The organism is Acetobacter zythi (assembly GCF_963921165.1).
In the GTDB taxonomy this organism is placed as follows: domain Bacteria; phylum Pseudomonadota; class Alphaproteobacteria; order Acetobacterales; family Acetobacteraceae; genus Acetobacter.
This window is the reverse complement of sequence record NZ_CAWUEO010000001.1, coordinates 650,823-664,926: the sequence shown is the minus strand read 5'-3', so window position 1 is coordinate 664,926 and position 14,104 is coordinate 650,823. Positions and strand designations below refer to the sequence as shown.

17 protein-coding genes are annotated in these 14,104 nt (G+C 60.0%); 8 read left to right on the top strand and 9 right to left on the bottom strand.

Annotated elements, in window-relative coordinates:
• The first annotated feature begins 17 nt into the window (after positions 1-17).
• The 4 genes from argB (at position 18) to AABE20_RS03170 (ending at position 3,753) form a co-directional block, all read left to right on the top strand.
• A complete protein-coding gene (argB, locus tag AABE20_RS03185; RefSeq protein WP_338331777.1) occupies positions 18-935 on the top strand; it encodes an acetylglutamate kinase in 918 nt (305 codons plus the stop codon).
• Between the two features lie 141 nt (positions 936-1,076).
• Positions 1,077-1,925, top strand: coding sequence for a 2,3,4,5-tetrahydropyridine-2,6-dicarboxylate N-succinyltransferase (gene dapD, locus AABE20_RS03180; protein WP_338331776.1), 849 nt, complete (start codon positions 1,077-1,079; stop codon positions 1,923-1,925).
• A gap of 32 nt (positions 1,926-1,957) precedes the next feature.
• Entirely contained in the window at positions 1,958-3,133 is a 1,176-nt protein-coding gene (dapE, locus tag AABE20_RS03175; protein ID WP_338331775.1) for a succinyl-diaminopimelate desuccinylase, read from the top strand.
• Entirely contained in the window at positions 3,130-3,753 is a 624-nt protein-coding gene (locus AABE20_RS03170; protein ID WP_338331774.1) for a hypothetical protein, read from the top strand. Before dapE ends, AABE20_RS03170 begins: the two co-directional genes overlap by 4 nt.
• A 72-nt stretch (positions 3,754-3,825) precedes the next feature.
• Here the strand turns inward: AABE20_RS03170 and truA are convergent, their stop codons facing one another.
• Genes truA through def form a run of 3 tightly spaced genes read right to left on the bottom strand, consistent with a single transcriptional unit; the run spans position 3,826 to position 6,233 of the window.
• The gene (truA, locus tag AABE20_RS03165) at positions 3,826-4,629 is read right to left on the bottom strand and encodes a tRNA pseudouridine(38-40) synthase TruA (RefSeq protein WP_338331773.1); all 804 of its coding nucleotides are present in this window, start codon (positions 4,627-4,629) and stop codon (positions 3,826-3,828) included.
• On the bottom strand, positions 4,626-5,654 hold the full coding sequence (gene fmt, locus AABE20_RS03160; RefSeq protein ID WP_338331772.1) for a methionyl-tRNA formyltransferase: 1,029 nt from the start codon (positions 5,652-5,654) through the stop codon (positions 4,626-4,628). Before fmt ends, truA begins: the two co-directional genes overlap by 4 nt.
• Positions 5,655-5,672: 18 nt before the next feature.
• Positions 5,673-6,233: a peptide deformylase gene (gene def / locus AABE20_RS03155; protein ID WP_338331771.1), complete on the bottom strand. Its 561-nt coding sequence runs from the start codon at positions 6,231-6,233 to the stop codon at positions 5,673-5,675.
• 249 nt (positions 6,234-6,482) lie between these two features.
• On the opposite strand from def, the gene AABE20_RS03150 reads away from it, so the two are divergent.
• Together AABE20_RS03150 and AABE20_RS03145 are read left to right on the top strand one after the other, a co-directional pair.
• The gene (locus tag AABE20_RS03150) at positions 6,483-6,983 is read left to right on the top strand and encodes an Hsp20 family protein (RefSeq protein ID WP_338331770.1); all 501 of its coding nucleotides are present in this window, start codon (positions 6,483-6,485) and stop codon (positions 6,981-6,983) included.
• Positions 6,984-7,002: 19 nt separating this feature from the next.
• Positions 7,003-7,269 (top strand): hypothetical protein, encoded by a 267-nt coding sequence (locus AABE20_RS03145; RefSeq protein WP_086645376.1) that lies wholly within the window; start codon positions 7,003-7,005, stop codon positions 7,267-7,269.
• An 87-nt stretch (positions 7,270-7,356) separates the two neighbouring features.
• On the opposite strand, the gene hpf is transcribed toward AABE20_RS03145, so the two are convergent.
• Entirely contained in the window at positions 7,357-7,959 is a 603-nt protein-coding gene (gene hpf / locus AABE20_RS03140) for a ribosome hibernation-promoting factor, HPF/YfiA family (RefSeq protein ID WP_338331769.1), read from the bottom strand.
• Positions 7,960-8,284: 325 nt separating this feature from the next.
• On the opposite strand from hpf, the gene AABE20_RS03135 reads away from it, so the two are divergent.
• Both AABE20_RS03135 and AABE20_RS03130 read left to right on the top strand, forming a co-directional pair.
• Positions 8,285-8,578, top strand: coding sequence for a hypothetical protein (locus AABE20_RS03135; protein ID WP_338331768.1), 294 nt, complete (start codon positions 8,285-8,287; stop codon positions 8,576-8,578).
• 21 nt (positions 8,579-8,599) lie between these two features.
• On the top strand, positions 8,600-9,454 hold the full coding sequence (locus AABE20_RS03130; protein WP_338331767.1) for an MOSC domain-containing protein: 855 nt from the start codon (positions 8,600-8,602) through the stop codon (positions 9,452-9,454).
• A gap of 99 nt (positions 9,455-9,553) precedes the next feature.
• On the opposite strand, the gene lptB is transcribed toward AABE20_RS03130, so the two are convergent.
• The 5 genes from lptB to AABE20_RS03105 are packed head-to-tail and all read right to left on the bottom strand — an operon-like array spanning position 9,554 to position 13,919.
• Positions 9,554-10,369, bottom strand: a complete 816-nt coding sequence (lptB, locus tag AABE20_RS03125; protein ID WP_338331766.1) for an LPS export ABC transporter ATP-binding protein — start codon at positions 10,367-10,369, stop codon at positions 9,554-9,556.
• Between the two features lie 2 nt (positions 10,370-10,371).
• Positions 10,372-11,472 (bottom strand): LptA/OstA family protein, encoded by a 1,101-nt coding sequence (locus tag AABE20_RS03120; RefSeq protein WP_338331765.1) that lies wholly within the window; start codon positions 11,470-11,472, stop codon positions 10,372-10,374.
• A gap of 3 nt (positions 11,473-11,475) precedes the next feature.
• Positions 11,476-12,213, bottom strand: coding sequence for an LPS export ABC transporter periplasmic protein LptC (gene lptC / locus AABE20_RS03115; protein WP_338331764.1), 738 nt, complete (start codon positions 12,211-12,213; stop codon positions 11,476-11,478).
• Complete coding sequence (locus AABE20_RS03110; RefSeq protein ID WP_338331763.1) at positions 12,210-13,214, bottom strand: KpsF/GutQ family sugar-phosphate isomerase; 1,005 nt, start codon at positions 13,212-13,214, stop codon at positions 12,210-12,212. Before AABE20_RS03110 ends, lptC begins: the two co-directional genes overlap by 4 nt.
• Positions 13,215-13,259: 45 nt before the next feature.
• Entirely contained in the window at positions 13,260-13,919 is a 660-nt protein-coding gene (locus AABE20_RS03105; RefSeq protein ID WP_338331762.1) for a ribonuclease D, read from the bottom strand.
• Positions 13,920-14,104 lie beyond the last annotated feature (185 nt).

Genomic DNA, 14,104 nt, shown 5'->3' with positions numbered 1-14,104 from the left:
GGCAGGATTTTCAGAGCATGACTGAACCGAGACTCCCTTCTTCCGGCACCAAGCATGATGCAGTGCATGAGGCCGCCGTTCTGGCAAACGCCCTGCCATACCTGCGGCGCTACGCGGGGGACACCATTGTGGTCAAGTATGGTGGCCATGCCATGGGGGATATTGGTCTGGCCAAGACCTTCGGGCGCGATATTGCTCTGCTCAAACAGGTGGGTATTAACCCGGTTGTGGTGCATGGGGGTGGTCCGCAGATCAACCAGATGCTCAAACGGCTGGACATTCCCTCGCACTTCATTGACGGGCTGCGGGTTACAGACGCCAATGTGGTGGATGTGATCGAAATGGTGCTGGCCGGTTCGGTCAACAAGCAGGTGGCGGAGCTGATCTGCGAGGCCGGAGCGCTTGCCGTCGGGATTTCGGGCAAGGACGGCAAGATGATCACCGCGCGCAAGATGCGCCGTACCGTGCGGGATATGGATAGCCAGATCGAACGCGTTCTGGACCTGGGGTTTGTGGGCGAACCGGTCAAGGTTGACCCGCGTGTGATCTACGCCCTGTCCGGTTCGGGCCTTATTCCTGTGATAGCGCCCGTGGGCCTTGGTGAGGACGGCGAGACCTATAACATTAACGCCGATACCGCAGCCGGCGCCGTGGCTGGCGCCGTGCACGCCACACGCCTGCTGATGCTGACTGATGTCCCCGGCGTGCTGGACAAACAGGGCAACCTTATTCCCGAACTGACCGCAGCACAGGCCCGTCAGGCTATTGAGGAAGGGGTCATTACCGGCGGTATGATCCCCAAGGTGGAAACCTGCATTGAAGCGGTGCAGGGTGGCGCGCGTGGTGCGGTCATTATTGATGGCCGTATGCCCCATGCCTGCCTGCTGGAACTGTTTACGGCCTCTGGTTCGGGCACGCTCATCCGCGCGGAGTAAAAAGTCCACGCGGGGCAGGGGCCACAGAATAAGACCCACGTTGACAGGACAGGCCCCTGTCCGCATGGTCTTTATCCTCTTTTGTTGCCGGGCGGGCCTGTCGCCCGGGCTGAATTTTCCTTAGTTTCTGATTGGTGTGCCATGACAGACGAAACCCTCCGCGCTCATATTGAAACCCTGTGGGAAGGCCGCGACGGCATTTCTTCCGCAACGGTGGGCAAAGACCGTGACGCCATTGAAACAGCGCTTGAAGCACTGGATTCTGGCCGCCTGCGTGTGGCTGCCCCGCAGGAAGATGGATGGGTTGTGCATGAATGGCTGAAAAAAGCCGTGCTGCTCTCCTTCCGTCTGAATGACAGCGTTGTTCAGCCCGGTGGAGCCGCTGGCGCTCCTGCGTATGACAAAGTGCCTCTCAAATTTGCAGGCTGGGATCAGGCGCGGTTTGATAAGGCCGGGTTCCGCGTGGTGCCGGGCGCCGTTGTGCGCCGCTCCGCCTTTATTGCCCCCGGTGCTGTGCTGATGCCCAGCTTTGTTAACGTGGGTGCCCGCGTGGATAGCGGCACCATGGTGGACACATGGGCCACTGTTGGGAGCTGTGCGCAGATTGGCAAAAATTGCCATATCAGCGGTGGTGCGGGCATTGGTGGTGTGCTGGAGCCGTTGCAGGCCGCACCGGTTATTATTGAGGACAACTGCTTTATTGGCGCCCGCTCGGAAGTGGCCGAAGGGGTTATTGTGGAGCGGGGTTCGGTCCTGTCCATGGGTGTGTTCCTTGGCGCTTCCACCAAAATTGTGGACCGTGCAACGGGCGAAATCTACATGGGTCGCGTTCCGGCCTATTCCGTAGTGGTTCCGGGCACCATGCCCTCATCCAACCCGGTTGGCCCGGATGGTCGCCCCAACCCGGCACTGGCCTGCGCGGTTATTGTGAAGCGTGTTGATGAGCGGACCCGCTCCAAGACCTCTATCAACGAACTGCTGCGCGACTGAACCGCCACTGCGTTAAAGGACGAGACTGACGTATGACAAAAGGTACATCCGGTCCACTTCCCGCTGATCTGGCGCTGACAGACCCGGTGGCTGTGGCCCGGTTGCTCATCCGTCAGCCCTCGGTCTCGCCCGACCCCGGTGAGTCCCAGCTTTTACTGGGCGCCATGCTGGCCAGTCTGGGGTTTGCGGTTACGCACCTGCCATTTGGCGAGGGAGCAGAACGTACCCCCAACCTGTTTGCCCGACTGGGGACGGGTGCTCCGCATATCTGCTACGCCGGACACACCGATGTGGTGCCCGCGGGGAATGAGGCCGACTGGACGCATCCACCGTTTGCTGCCGATATTGTGGATGGCGTGCTCTATGGCCGGGGTGCGTGCGACATGAAAGGCGGCATTGCCGCCTGCATAGCCGCCATTGCCCGCTATGTGCAGGCTGGTAAAGGCCATGGGTCCATCAGCCTGCTGATTACGGGGGATGAGGAAGGCCCGGCCACCTATGGTACCCAAAAAGTGCTGGAATGGATGGCCGCACACGGCCACATTCCCGATTACTGCCTTGTAGGGGAACCAACCAACCCACAGACACTGGGGGAAATGGTCAAGGTTGGCCGCCGGGGCAGCCTGAATGCCCATATTACGGTCGAGGGTACGCAGGGGCATGTGGCGTATCCACACCGGGCGGATAATCCCGTGCATCGTCTGCTTGCAATTCTGGACGCGCTGCGGGCCACACCACTGGACCATGGTTCGGAGTATTTTGAACCATCCAGCCTTCAGGTGACCAGTCTGGACGTGGGCAACACCGCGACCAACCTTATTCCTGCGCGAGCACAGGCACGGCTGAACATCCGGTTCAATGACCTGCATACAGGTGCAGCCCTTGGCGGTTGGATTAAAACCGTGTGTGCCCAGCATGCCCCCCGGGCGCAGGTTGATATAAGTATTAGCGGTGAGTCCTTTTTTGCCCCACCGGGGGAGGAAATGGCGGTGCTGCAACAGGCCATCACGCGTGTTACGGGGCTTTCTCCCAAACTGGATACGGGGGGAGGCACGTCAGATGCGCGCTTTATTGCCCGCTATTGCCCGGTGGCGGAGTTTGGTCTGGTCGGGGCGAGTATTCATAAGGTGGATGAACATGCAGCCGTTGCTGACATGGAAAAGCTGACCCAGATTTATGAAGCCTTCTTGAAAGGGGTAGGGGCGTGATTCCAGAGACTGGCAAGCTAGGCGCGGTTCGTCGCATAGTGCAGGGTATGTTGCAGTTGGCCGCAGGCAAGCGGGAGGGGCTTGCCTGTTTTGAAGGGACGCCAGACGCATTTGGTGCAGCCCTTGCACCGCAGATGGCCTGCATACTGGTGGGGGGGATTCAGATTTTCCTGCTGCCAGATAAGGTTATGTCCGCCACCAAACTGCTTCTTTCTTTGTGCGTGCTGTTTCTGCCTGCGGTTATTTCTCATTTTTATGCCCAGCGCTGGGGGCGCGGCGCACTCTGGCTGCGTTATATTACAGCGGCAACCTGGTGTGGCTGGGTTGTGGTGCTGATTTCGCTCGCCTGTGCGCTTATTGCCGCCGTGATTACGCCTGATATTGCCCGCCAGCAGGGTTTTATTGGTGCTTTGGCATTGTGCGCGGCAGCGTATGAACTCTGGCTGCAATGGTTCGTGGCCAAGGTCGGCTTGGGTATTTCGGGTGGGCGCGCGGCACTGCTGTATGTGTCCATCCTGCTGGCATCGGTCACGCTGTATGCGCTGGCGGCACTGTTGCCCCCGCATTACATGGTTATCAATGACCTGCTGCAGCCTATGGTGAACATGAAAACAAGTTGAGGGCTACGCCTCTCAACTGTTCTGGTACGCAACGGCCTGCGGGCCGGTTTGCTGCCCGGTAGACGTATCCCTTTACGTGCGGGTCTGCTCCACCACATTGGCAAATGGGTCTGGCTCGTAGCCAACACCGTTTAAGTATAGCCCATCCGGTGGGGCTGTGGGGCCAGCAGCGCTGCGGTCGCGCGCGGCCAGAGCATGGGCAACCCGCTCTGGCTCCCATGCACCTGTTCCAACTTTTTTAAGCGTTCCGACCATATTGCGCACCTGATGGTGCAGAAACGAGCGGGCTTTGGCAAAAATGACCACTTCGTCCCCCTCCCGCGTAATGTCCAGTTGGTCCAGTGTGCGGATGGGACTGTTGGCCTGACAGGCCACAGCGCGGAAGGATGTAAAGTCATGCAGGCCCAGCAGCAGGTTGGCGCCGTCTTGCATGCGCTGCACATCCAGTGGGGACTTAACGTGCCACACATGGCCCTCTGCCAGTGCGGGGCGTGTACGGCGGTTAAGAATACGGTAGCGGTAAGACCGCCATGTGGCGGAAAACCGTGCGCTCCAGTCCAGACTGACGGGGGCCGCATTAAGCACAACCACGGCATGGGGTTTGAGGTGGTAGCTCAATCCTTCCCGCACGGAGTAGCTGGAAAAATGGGCATCTGCCGGGAAGTCCAGATGTGCGACCTGTGCCAGAGCATGCACGCCCGAATCCGTGCGTCCGGCTGTAATGCTGGGCACGGGCCTGCCCCCTGCAAGGCGAAAGGCGGCCTCTTCCAGCAAAGCCTGAACAGAAAGGCCGGACGCCTGCCGTTGCCAGCCCACAAGCCCGCGCCCATCATATTCCAGTTGAACAGCCCAGCGCTGGATGGCGGGGGTGGTCATGGCGTATTGTTGGGGGGGATGGCGCCAAGGTGTGTGCCCGCAGGCAGGGGTTGCCCGCGCAGGAATGCATCAGCCTCCATCATGCCGCGACCGGGCCGTTGCAGGCGGGTCAGGCGGATGAACCCGGTGCCACATGCTACGCTCAACTGGTCATCCACGATTGTGCCGGGAACTGTGGCGTGCGTGGCGGAGGGTTCAGGCCCGCCGGATGGTTCTGCTGGCTGGGGGATTGGTTGCCCCCCGCCAATTTTGATTACGGTGCCATCTGCGAGGGTAGTAAACGTGCCCGGCCATGGGGTCAGGGCACGAATCTGGCGGTCAATGGCGGTTGCGTCCTGTGTCCAGTCAATGCGTCCATCTTCACGCGTCAGGCGGGCGGCGTAAGTTACGCCTGCATCTGGCTGTATCTGGCGTGCCGGGCGGTTTGCGCCAAGGCGTGCCTGTGTGTCTGCCGCAGACTGCGTTGGTGATGGAAAATCCTGCAACACACGGAGCACCATGTTCCCCCCCAGTGCGCTCAGGGCATCATGCAGGGTGGTGGCGGTTGTGTGGGCTGTAATGGGCACGGCCTCCCGCAGGAGCATGGGGCCTGTGTCCAGCCCTGCTTCCATCTGCATGATGGTAACACCACTTTGCGTATCTCCCGCCCAGATCGCACTTTGGATGGGGGATGCGCCCCGCCAGCGGGGCAGCAGGCTTGCGTGAATGTTCAGGCAGCCCATTGCGGGGGCGTCCAGCATGGTCTGGGGCAGAATCAGCCCGTAAGCGGCCACAATGGCGGCATCGGCGCGCAGGGCGGCAAATGCCTCCCATTCCTCCGTATTGTTACGCAGAGAAAGAGGGTGGCGCACAGGCAGGCCAAGGTCCTGTGCGGCCTGCTGCACGGGCGATGCGCGCAGGGCCTTGCCCCGGCCAGCGGGGCGTGGGGGCTGGGAGTACACAGCAGCAATATCGTGCCCGACGGCATGGAGGGCCTTTAGGGCGGGTACGGCAAAGTCTGGCGTACCCATAAAAACAAGACGCATCGGGCGGGGGTTTTCCACTTAGTTGCGCTTCAGGTCCTTGGCCAGACGGCGCAGGATCATGTTACGGCGCAGGGCGGAAAGGTGGTCCACGAACAGAACACCATCCAAATGGTCCAGTTCGTGCTGTATGCAGGTCGCCAGCAGGCCGTCCACATCACGCTCCTGCCTGTCACCAGTTATGGTGTGCCAGCGCACACGCACTTTTTCGGGGCGGACCACTTCAGCATACTGGCTGGGCAGGGAAAGGCAGCCTTCCTCCCGCGTGGACATTTCTTCCGTTTCGGCCACAATTTCGGGGTTGATCAGGATCATAGGCTCGCGATTTTCTTTTTCGCCCAGATCGATCAGAACAAAGCGTTGGCTCAGGCCAACCTGCGGGGCAGCCAGCCCAATGCCGGGGGCCTGATACATGGCGGCGAACATGCCGGGCAGAATCTTTTGGATTTCCGCCATATCTTCCGGTTTGACCAGTCTTGCTTTCTGGCGCAGCACGGGGTGGGGTGGCGTCAGGATGGTAAGAGGGGCCGCTTTATCCGAGGCAGCGGAAAATGCGGCGTCTGTCAGGGCTGCGTTTGTCATACAGCCCGATTTAGCGTTGTGTTGTGGCGGATGCCAGCACAAAACGGCAATAAAAGCTGTTCTGGCGCAAAAAATCTGTCGCTTTGCCGCCACAATATGGCGTGCAAACCACAGTCTTGGCCCATCAGACCATAATGACGCGGGACACAGGGTTGCGTGTGTCCGCCTCTATCCCATATCGTGAAGAGACCGGATGCCAAGACGGGTCCGGTTTTATACGTCTCGCTCAGAAAGGAGGAGGCTTGTACAATGTCAGGCAGGCTTTTTGGCTCGCCCATGTTTTTGGGTTTTGATCATCTGGAACAGATGTTGGAACGTGCCAGCAAGGGTTCGGGTGATGGTTACCCCCCTTACAACATAGAGCAGATAGCCCCCAACGGCCTGCGTATTACCCTTGCGGTTGCCGGTTTTCGGATGGAAGATCTCCAGATCACGCAGGAGGACAACCAGTTGGTCATCCGTGGCCGGCAGGTGGAAGAGGGAGAAGAGCGCGTTTATCTGCATCGCGGTATTGCCTCCCGCCAGTTCCAGAAGGCCTTTGTGTTGGCCGAAGGAATAGAAATTGGTGGTGCATGGCTGGATAACGGCCTGTTGCATATTGATCTTTTCCGCCCGCAGCCGGAGGTAAGGGTCAAGCAGATCGAGATCATGCAGGGTGGGCAAAAAGGGCAGGTCGCCGCTGGATCAGGCGTTAAACCCCGGCCCACGCCACGTATGCTGCATCCGGTTATGGATGTGGACGGTAGTTAAAACCCGGAAGGAGGACGCAATGAAAAGCAGCATGCAGGGTGGTTACATGCCAGCTGGTCTGCCACAGGCCGAACGTGTGGCGGATGTGCGGCAACTTTCCGATATGCAGTTCCGTTCCCTTGGGCTGAGCAAGGTTGCCTATACGCGCCCGGCCACCTTGGAGGATGGAGAGGAAGGCTGCGCCATTTACGCAGCAGACGGCTCACTACTGGCTGTGGTGGATGACATGGAAACCGCATGGGGCGCCATTGTGCAGAACGACATGGTTCCGGCCTCTCTCCAGTAATCAGTTATTTTTGCAGCGCATGAAAAAAGGACCGGTTTGCGCCGGTCCTTTTTGTTTGGGGTGGAGGAAAGGTCCGCTGCGGTGTGCTCAGGCAGCGGCGGCTTCGAGCGGTGCTGTGTCCAGCCAGCCAATGTTGCCATCATCGCGCCTGTAAACCAGACTGATATGGCGGCTGGCCGTATTGCGGAAAAGCAGAAAATTCTGCCCCGCAAGGTCCAGCCGCATAACGGCTTCCCCTACGGACAGAACCGGAATATCCGCAGGCTGTTCGGCAATAATGGTGGCAAAGGTTTCCTCCTCCGTGGTGGAGGTGGGGTCACTCTGTTCGTGTTCTTCCACTGGCTGCAACACATAGGACCGCGCGCGTTCGGGCAGTTCTTGGCGTGTGGTGGAGCGGGCGTGGGAGGTTACACGTTTGTGGTAACGGCGCAGGCGTTTGGCAATATGTTCGGCTGCGTCATCAAAGGCGGCATTGGCGTCTGCGGCCTCGCCTTCTCCGCGCAGGATCAGGCCGCGACCGGCCTTGACGTTGATGTCACACGTAAAAAAGGAGCGGGCTTTGCCAAAGGTTACCTGTGCTTGTAGCCCTGTATCAAAGTATCGTTCCGCAAGATTGCCCAGATGGGTGTTGACCCGATGTTTCAAGGCGTCGGAAAGATCAATCTGTTTACCGGAAACCTGAATATGCATAGGACATCGTTCCTTGCGACTGGCAGGCAGGCCCACTAACCCCAAAGGCGCAGTGTTTGCCGGAGCGGCACTGCGGGGCAATGGACTTGCCAGTGTTACAATGCAGGCAGGGTCTGCAATGCTTCATCCTGCATTTGGGCATGGGCGGGGTGTGTATGTCCATGCCTTTGTTACAGATATAATGCAGAGCTTTGTCCGGTGGTTGCATGGTTGGCGGGGTGGGGAGAAATATAAAGGCGCATGGCAGGCTTGTCGCCAGCCCCACCCTATGCCTACACAGGGAGGGAACAGGTCTTACACGTTATAATCCGGATACTTGCCCGCCATGCTTTTACGTTCCGCCCCGCCTGAGCATATGCCCAAAATGCCGCGTGGCTGGGGCTGGCAGATCAAACTGGGGTGCCTTGCTGCTCTTGTGGCGCTGTATGGCGGCTTTATGTGGCACGTAACACACCAGAAAATACGCCCGATTATGGAACGGGTGGATATTCCCGTAGCTGTTGTGGCCGCCCCCATACCGCCAGCCCCTCCCGCACCCCCCATAGCTATGCAGCCAGCCCCTCCGCTGGCCGTAACCGCGCCGCCAGTTCTGCCCGGCTCCGTGGAGCACCACCCCTGAACTGGTAAGCGGAGGTAAGGTATGAGCGAGTTGTGTGTTGCCAGCCTGCATGTATATCCGGTCAAAGGGTTGCACGGGCTTTCTCCCCCCACAGCCATGGTCAGCCCGTGGGGGCTGGAGGGAGACCGGCGGTGGATGGTGGTGGACCCCGAGGGCCGGTTTATAACCCAGCGCACCTGCCGCGCCATGGCGCTGGTTACCCCTATTCCCACAGCGGAGGGGCTTACACTCACCCGTGCGCGCATGCGCCCCTGCCCGGTGCGTTTTCCCGATCAGGAAAGCCCCACGGCTTTGGTGACGGTCTGGAAAGATCAGGTTCAGGCGCGGGATGCAGGGGATATGGCCGCCGCGTGGCTGGAGCAGGCCTTGGAGCGGCCTTGCCGTCTGGTATGGATGCATAGGCCGGAGCTTGCGCGCATCCGCCAGTTGGGGGCGGAGCAACGTCCTGTCTCGTTTGCGGATGGGTATCCGCTCTTGCTGGCCAATACGGCATCTTTGGAAGACCTGAATGCCCGCCTGCCTGTGGGGCAGGGTGTGCCCATGACCCGCTTTAGGGCCAATATTGTGCTGGCAGGCCAACAGCCATGGGCTGAGGACGGGTGGCGGCGTCTGTCTATTGGCGGTGGGGTTATTGTGCGGGTGCTTGCCCCGTGCTCGCGCTGTGTGGTCACATCCATTGACCAGAATACGGCGCAGGTTCCAACGCCGGGGGAGCCGCTGGCCACGCTGGCCGGTTTCAGGCGAACCCAAGGCGGGGTTATGTTCGCGCAGAACGCAGTGGTGGAAAAAGGCGGGCTGATCAGTGTGGGAGATGCAGCCTGTGTGCTGGAGGAAGGCCCTTCCAACCTGTTGGACACACGCAGCAAACAGGCCTGAAAAACCGGTCTTGGCCACCACGGCATCGGCCTGACCCACAGGGGGCAGGCACGCGGATGCTGGTTATGCGCATAAGGCCCATGCCAATAGGGGCGTGGGCTAGAGCGAAAAACTATCGCCCAGATAAACGCGCCTTACGTCTTCATGCGCAACAATTTCTTCTGGCACGCCCTGCATCAGCACCTGCCCGCTATGCATGATGTAAGCGCGGTCGATCACTTCTAGTGTTTCCCGCACATTATGGTCGGTAATCAGTACCCCGATCCCCCGGTCCTTGAGGTGGGAGACCAGATCGCGGATTTCCCCCACGGCAATGGGGTCAATCCCGGCCAAGGGTTCATCTAGCAGAATGTAGTGCGGCTGGCTGGCCAGTGCGCGGGCAATTTCCAGCCGCCTGCGCTCCCCGCCCGAAAGAGCGAGGGAAGGGGAATGGCGCAGGCGGGTAATGCCAAATTCGTTCAGCAGCCCATCCAGCATGACCTGCCGCTGGTCGGGGTCGGGTTCGACCACCTCCAGTGCCGCCATAATGTTCTGCTCTACATTCAGGCCCCGAAAAATGCTGGCTTCTTGCGGCAGGTAGCCAATACCCAGCCGCGCACGGCGGTACATGGGCAGTTGGGTAATGTTGGCCCCATCCAGCGTGATTGTGCCGGTGTCGGGCTGGACCAGCCCCACAATCATGTAAAAACTGGTGGTTTTGCCAGCACCATTTGGCCCCAGAAGGCCAACGGCCTCGCCCCGATGCACTTCAATCGAGACATCCTTGACCACCTGGCGCTTTTTATAGCTTTTGCCAATATTATGGGCGATCAGACCGTGCCCCGGCATGTGGGGGGCGTTCAGGTCAATGGGTTCTGGGCCAATAACTTCTTCGCGCACAGTTTCCTCGGACGTCCAGCTTACTTCCCGGTTCATTGTTACTTCCTGTCCGATGTATCGCCATTATTGGGAACAACCAGCCCGCTTACCCGGTTGCCCGGACGTTCTGTCATGGTGGCAATACCCGTGTGCATGTTAATAATGGCCGCAGCCCCCTGAATCTGGTTTGGTCCACGTGTAATGTGAACATTGCCAACAATGCGGGCAATACCCGTATCAGGCACATACACGCCGCGCTCGCCCGTTACAATTTCGGTCTGGGTGCGGACCCAGACGTGACCGAACGCATTGACCTTTTCCAGCTTGTTCGAGCGCGAGGCAAGGGGCGTGTCCGAGTTATCGGTTTTGTTGCCATCGGTTCTGGTCTGGCTGGTTGCACCCGGTTTTGCGGGCGCATCGGGGGTGCTGTAGCCCACCAGCACATCGGCCCGGATCTGGCGGTGGTCATCGGTTGTGACGGTCGCATCTCCCCGCCCGATGGAAATATGCTGCTGCGAGTAATATTCCATGGAATCGCGCGCGGTCAGCACATCCTGCGGTGTTGTCAGCCGGAGGTTTTTACCGGTCATGACCAGCACGGCCTTGTCCATGTCATAAACCGCCTTGTCCCCCCACGCCTGATCGGTATCGGTAAAAATGTGGACGTGGCCTATGGCTTCAAGCCGGTATATCTCGTTCGAACCGGAATCCTGATCATCCGCGCTTTTGGTCTCAGCGGTCGTGGAGGCGCTGGTTTTTGCGTCCGGTGCGGTTGCCGTGGCGGCGGGTGCAGGGTCGGGTGTGGGGTGGTCGGGCTGGACGGCGGGGGCGGGGTTTGCCTGTTCGGGCTGTGGGGTGCCCGTGGCGCCTACGGGCAGTTTTTTACGGTAATAGGCAATCAGTTTGTCTGCGGTGACCGTGGCATTGTTCCGTACGGCCTTGGCCTGATCGTAGGCGACCACTTTTTTCAGGTTCTGGTCCCAGTCAAACCCGCCCAGAGCGGTGACCGCGATCTGCCCGCCATGGGACAGGTCAATGGCCTGCGCGTGTGCGCTCCCGTGGCAGAGCAGGCTGGCAACAGGCAGGCAGGCCAGTACGGTGCTGCGGCGGGCAAAAGAGCGCAGGGTGGCGTATGCGGAGGGCGGTGTGCGTGTGCTCATGCTTCAGGATGCCTTTTTGCCAGTGGTGGCATCATTCTGGATGTCGTCATTAAGGATCAGGCGGCCGGGGCCGCGGAACTGGGCAAGGCCGTCATGCTGGCTCAGCAGGAAGCCCTGTGCGTCCAGTGTGCCAAATGGTCCTTCCACACGCACCCATGAATCGGAAGTTACAATACCGCCTTTAATATCCACATCGGCTACGGGGGTATGCATCATCAGGCCATCATCGCGGTACAGGGTGACTTCTCCGGTCAGGTCAAGAATCTGTGCGTGTTGCATGTAAACGCCTTTTTCCGATCGGACCATAAGCCAGTCCCCGGCCTGTGTGAGAATATCGGCCACGGGGTCTGTCAGGTCCAGCCTGTTGCCTGTGGCCTGATGCACCGTATCCGCCGTAATTGTGAACGGACGGTTATGTTCATCTACCCCACGGTAGGTGGCCCCGACCAGATTGCCACTTTCTATTTTAACCTTGCTCAACTCGCGCATGGTGGTCTGGTTGGCACTTATCAGATGTTCCACTTCCGGCCAGACGGCAATGGCGGCCAAGAGCAGCAGGGCCGTTGCGGGCAGCAGCCATTTAGCCCAGCGCAGCATGGTGCGCCTGCGCGCCAGATTGGCGGCATCAGGCACTTTGCGCCGGACGGAGGACGCCGCAAGGCGTTCGCGCTGTTGTTTGATGTCCGCCCCGGAGCGGGCATAGTCCTCGCGCTGGGGGCGTTTATCGGGGGTGTCTGTCATCCAACGCCTGCTCGGACCAGATCATGCAGGTGCACAACGCCCACGGGCAGACCTGCGCGATCAAGGACAAAAAGAGCTGTAACGGGCCGCTTGCGCGCGTTCATGACCTGCAATGCCTCGGAGGCAAGAACATCCGCGTTTATGGTCAGCGGCTTTGGGTTCATAACATTTTTTGCCAGTGTGGTTGTTAGGTCTTGGTCCAGCGCGCGGCGCAGGTCACCATCGGTGATCAGCCCCGCCAGTTCCCCATTCTGCCCCACAATGCCAACGCAGCCTAGCGCCTTGTGCGTCATTTCCATAATGACATCACGCATGGGCGTGTCGGGCGTGGTCAGGGGCATGGCGCTGCCCGTGTGCATGACCTCGCGCACCGTGCGCAGGCGCGCGCCCAGCCTGCCCCCGGGATGAAACGTGCTAAAGTCGAATGCGGTAAAGCCTCTCTGGCGCAGCAGGGCCACGGCCAGCGCATCGCCAAAAGCAAGTTGCATGAGTGTGCTGGTGGTTGGGGCCAGCCCCATGGGGCAGGCTTCTGGCATGGCAGGCAGGGTCAGGGCCAGTGTTGCCGTGGTGGCCAGGGTCGATGTGGCCTTGCTGGTTACGGCAAGCAGGGGCTGGCCGGTGCGCAGGGCATGGGCTGCAATATCGGCCAGTTCCGTGGTCTCGCCCGAGTTGGAAAACGCCAGAATGGCATCTCCGGGCTGGACCATGCCCAGATCTCCGTGTGAGGCCTCGGCTGGATGCACGTAGAGCGAGGGTGTGCCGGTGGATGCCAGCGTAGCCTGTATTTTGCGCGCAACATGGCCGGATTTGCCAATGCCCGTGACCACAACCCGGCCAGAAATGGCCAGCAGAATAGCCACGGCCTGCGCAAACGCTCCCCCCAGCCCGCTCTGGTCCTCAAACGCGCGGGCCAGAGCCTCCAGCCCGGTCTGTTCAACACGCACTGTGGCGGCTGCATCCATACCGGGGTTGGTCAGGGCGGGGTGAGCGGTGGTGGTCATGCGTGGAGTGGGTCCGATGGTCAGAGAGTGCCAGATGCGCCCTGTTCAGGAACGATGGGAGAAAATGTCCGGGTCTTCGTAGCCCATCATGTCCAGCCGTGCGCGTGTGGGCAGAAAATCATAGCATGCCTGTGCCAGATCGCGCCTGTTTTCGCGCTCCAGCAGGGCGGATAGCTTTTGCCACAGCGCATGCAGGTAAAGCACGTCCGATGCGGCATAGGCTAGTTGTTCGGGTTTGAGATCTGGCGCACCCCAGTCCGAACTTTGTTGCTGCTTGCTCAGGTCCACGCCCAGCAGGTCACGGCACAGTGCGGCCAGTCCGTGCCGGTCGGTAAAGGTGCGCACCAGTCTGGCCGCTATTTTGGTGCAGACAACAGGGCTGACCGTAAGACCCAGCGTATGTTGCAAAATGCGGACATCAAAGCGGGCGTAATGCATGATTTTGGTCAGCGTCGGGTCTGCCAGTACGCGTTTGAGATTGGGGCAGTCATACCCCGTGCCACCAAGGGAGGGCGGCACAAGCTGGACCAGATGGGCCGTGCCATCCCCACCAGAAAGCTGGACAAGGCACAGCCGGTCCCTATGGGGGTTCAGGCCCATTGTCTCCGTGTCCACGGCAACAGAACCAGTAAAGCGCAGGGTATCGGGCAGGTCGTTTTTGTGCAGGGTAATGGCGCCAGCACATGGGCCTTGAGCTGCGGACATAAGGCGCTCCTGTTCTGCTGTTGCGTCTGGGCTGCTTTGCATCAGACGGATTACCGCCGCATGGGGGGAATGTCCATTCCCCGGCACGGGCCAGCCCCCCGGATGTGGATAAAGATAAGGTCATGCGCCATCGCAGGGATAGGCGGATACCCCGCTCATGCGCTAGGGGAGAGGCAGACTGACTC